The sequence below is a fragment of the Microbacterium sp. B24 genome, from assembly GCF_000333415.1.
In the GTDB taxonomy this organism is placed as follows: Bacteria; Actinomycetota; Actinomycetes; order Actinomycetales; family Microbacteriaceae; genus Microbacterium.
Genome location: NZ_BADB01000437.1, coordinates 1 through 3,605, shown reverse-complemented (window position 1 = coordinate 3,605; position 3,605 = coordinate 1). Strand labels below are relative to the sequence as shown.

The 3,605-nt window shown below is 71.3% G+C and carries 3 protein-coding genes and 1 pseudogene; all 4 read right to left on the bottom strand.

Features of this window, described 5'->3' with window-relative positions:
• Nucleotides 1-266: pseudogene (locus tag I5I_RS13100) on the bottom strand (carboxylating nicotinate-nucleotide diphosphorylase); the annotation flags it as partial.
• Nucleotides 260-1,864 carry an L-aspartate oxidase gene (gene nadB / locus I5I_RS13095; protein ID WP_036320517.1) on the bottom strand — a complete coding sequence of 535 codons (1,605 nt, stop codon included), beginning with the start codon at nucleotides 1,862-1,864 and terminating at the stop codon, nucleotides 260-262. The gene nadB and the pseudogene I5I_RS13100, both read right to left, overlap by 7 nt.
• Nucleotides 1,861-3,183, bottom strand: coding sequence for a quinolinate synthase NadA (gene nadA / locus I5I_RS13090; RefSeq protein WP_036320514.1), 1,323 nt, complete (start codon nucleotides 3,181-3,183; stop codon nucleotides 1,861-1,863). Before nadA ends, nadB begins: the two co-directional genes overlap by 4 nt.
• The coding region (locus I5I_RS13085; protein ID WP_036320501.1) for an NrtR DNA-binding winged helix domain-containing protein at nucleotides 3,180-3,605 on the bottom strand (426 nt) is incomplete at its 5' end. The genes nadA and I5I_RS13085, both read right to left, overlap by 4 nt.

Genomic DNA, 3,605 nt, shown 5'->3' with positions numbered 1-3,605 from the left:
GGCCCGCTGACGGTCGCGAGCACATCACCCGCTCCGAAAGCGGCGCCATCGGAAACGGCCAGGTCGACGGTGATGTCCGCGTCGGTGAGGGTGAACGCTGCCGCGAACACGTCGCCGCCGCTGAAGACACCGGGCTCGCGCGCGACCAGGTCGGCCGTGGCGGCGGCATCCGCCGGGATCAGATACTCGCTGGTGACGTCGCCCCACGGCGCGTCCTCCTCGAGGGCGGCGATGACCACGCGCTCGATCTGGCGTGGAGTCAGCATGCCGACGCCTGGAGCTCGGGGAGAGCCGGGACGGACGGTGAGCCCGTGTGCATGTCGTCGCGGCGCGCGTGCGCTCCCACCGACGCTGTCCGCGCGAGCGCGGCATCCACCAGGCAGGCCGCGACGAGCAGCAGGTTGGCGTCCTCGAAATCGGCCTCCCGGTGCGGCGGGTGCTGCGCGGCCCGCCAGTCGTCGATCACGGATGCGGCATGGCGGAGCCCCGCCGCATCGCGCACGAGTCCGGCGTGCTCCCACATCAGCATCTGCAGCGCCGTTCGGTGCCACGGCGTCGCATCGGCCGTGTTCGGATCGCCGACGACGGCCGTCGTCGCACGGGAACCGCCGACGACCGGCCAGGTTGCGCAGTCGCTGTCGCCCACGATCGCGTCACCGCCACGGGCGCCGAACACGGCGCCCTCCAGCAGCGAGTTGGAGGCGAGTCGGTTCGCGCCGTGCACGCCGGTGCGGGCGACTTCGCCCACCGCATACAGTCGCGGGACGCTCGTGCGTCCGTACAGGTCGGTGGCCACGCCGCCCATGAGGTAGTGAGCGGCCGGCGTCACCGGAATCGCCTCCTGCGACCAGTCCAGCCCGCGTTCGCGCACGGCGGCGTCGATCGTCGGGAAGCGGCGTCGCAGGAAGGCAGCCGCCTTCTTGCGCGCCGAGCCCGTACCGGCGGCTTCGAGGCCCAGGCCGGTCGCGTCGAGGAGCACCGGCTCGCCGCCCTGCTCGTCCATCACCGCGGCGATCGCGCGGGCGACCACATCGCGGGGCGCGAGCTCGGCATCGGGGTGGATGTCGAGCATGAAGCGCCGCCCCTCCTGGTCGCGCAAGACCGCACCTTCGCCGCGTACGGCCTCCGAGACGAGGAAGGGCTCGGCGCCGTCGACCGACAGGACGGTGGGGTGAAACTGCACGAACTCCAGGTCGCACACATTCGCGCCGGCGCGTACGGCCGCGGCGATGCCGTCGCCGGTGGCGACGGCGGGATTGGTGGTGTGCGCGTAGAGCTGACCGATTCCGCCGGTCGCCAGCACGACGGCATCCGTCGGAATCTGTTCGCGCCGCGCATCGCCGATGAGGAGATCGACGCCGGCCGCGCGCCCGTCGCCGTCGAGGATGAGATCGACGAGGAACGCGTGCTCGATGACACGGGCCCCGCTCGTGCGCACGCGCGCGACGAGCGCCTTCTCGATCACGCTCCCGGTCGCGTCACCCCCGGCGTGCAGCACCCGCGGGTAGGAGTGTGCCGCCTCGAGCCCCTTGACGAGAGCGCCGTCACTGCCGCGGTCGAAGGCGACGCCGAGCGCGATGAGCTCGCGGATGCGCTCGGGCCCCTCGGTCACCAGGACGCGGACGGCGGCGGGGTCGCTGAGCCCCGCGCCCGCGACGAGCGTGTCGTGTTCGTGTGCGGCGACGCTGTCGTCGTCGAACATGACGCCGGCGATACCGCCTTGGGCGTACCGCGTGTTGGCGTGTTCGAGCACGTCTTTCGTGACGAGCGTCACGCGGCATCCGGAGGCGGCGGCGTGCAGCGCCGCAGTGAGGCCCGCGATCCCCGAGCCGACCACGACGACGTCCGGTGCGTCCGCGCTCACGGCTTGCCCGCCAGCATTCGCTCGAGGGCGACGCGCGCCGGGTCCGCGACGTCGGCGGCGACCGTGATGCGGTTGACGACCTCGCCGGCGACGAGGCGCTCGAGCACCCAGGCGAGGTAGCCGGGGTGGATGCGGTACATCGTGGAGCACGGGCACACCACGGGGTCGAGGCAGAAGATCTCGTGCTGGGGGAACTGCGCCGCGAGTCGCTGCACGAGGTTGATCTCGGTGCCGATCGCGAAGGTCGTCGGCTCGGTGGCGGCGGCGATGGCCTTACGGATGTAGTCGGTGGAGCCGGCCTCGTCGGCGGCGTCGACGACGGCCATCGGGCACTCGGGGTGCACGATGACGCGCACGCCCGGGTGATCGGCGCGGGCCTTCTCGATCTGGTCGACGGTGAAACGGCGGTGCACCGAGCAGAACCCGTGCCAGAGGATGACGCGCGCGTCGGCGAGCGCGCTCTCGCTGGATCCGCCGAGCGGCTTGCGGGGATTCCACATCGGCATCTGCGTCAGAGGCACCCCCATCGCCTTCGCGGTGTTGCGTCCGAGGTGCTGATCGGGGAAGAACAGGACGCGACGCCCCCGTGCGAACGCCCATTCGAGCACGGTGCGCGCGTTCGAGGACGTGCAGACGATGCCGCCGTGTCGGCCCACGAACCCCTTGATCGCCGCCGAGGAGTTCATGTACGTGACCGGGATCACCGGGACGAGGCCGTCGGCGTCGGGGGCCGTCAAGTCGCCGTAGATGTCTTCGAGCTGCTCCCAGCACTCCTCCACGTCGTCGATGGAGGCCATATCGGCCATCGAACAGCCGGCGGCGAGGTTGGGAAGGATCACGGCCTGCTCCGGGCGGGAGAGGAGATCGGCGGTCTCGGCCATGAAGTGCACGCCGCAGAACACGATGGCCTCGGCATCGGGGTGCTCCAGCGCCGCGTTCGCGAGCTGGAACGAGTCTCCGACGTAGTCGGCGTGCGTGACCACCTCCTCGCGCTGATAGAAGTGGCCGAGCACGACGACGCGCTCGCCGAGGGCAGCCTTGGCCGCGCGGATGCGTGCGTGCAGCTCGTCCTCGGATGCCGCGCGGTACTCCGCGGGAAGTTCGCCCTGACGCGGCGCGCCGGTGGGGATGACGTCGCCCATCGACGAGCCGGGGCCGTATCCAGGCCGTGCATCGAAGTCCCACGGTCCGGCCGCGAGATCGGTGTTGCAGGTCTCGGCCGTCGAGGCGCCCGAGACGATGGCCTGGATGCCGTGGTCGACGCTGGGGTCGATCTCGTCGCCGGGACGGGGCTGGAGGGTGAGGAAGGTGGCGCTCATATCGTGACCTCTTCGGGAAGGGCGGATGGTGCGGACGCGGCGCCGCCGTCGCGGCGCGGGTCGGGTGGCAGGGGCCCGCGGTCGGCGAGCTCCACATCGTGGTTGTAGCGATACAGACGTGCGGGTCGGTGGCTGCCGGTGCGAAACGCGTCGGTGGGGATCAGCGTCGCCGAGTTCTCCACCTGACGGCGGAAGTTGGCGGGGTCCAGATCACGTTCGAGGATCGCCTCGTACACCTCGCGCAGATCCGACAAGGTGAACAGCTCCGGCAGCAGCCCGTGCGCGATCCGGCTGTAGCCGACCTTGTTGCGCAGCCGCCACAGCGCGTAGTCGACGATGTGGTTGTGGTCGAACGCGAGGGCCGGCAGGTGCGCCGCGTCGAACCACCTCACGTTGTGCGCGTCCTCGGGCAGCTGTGCGCC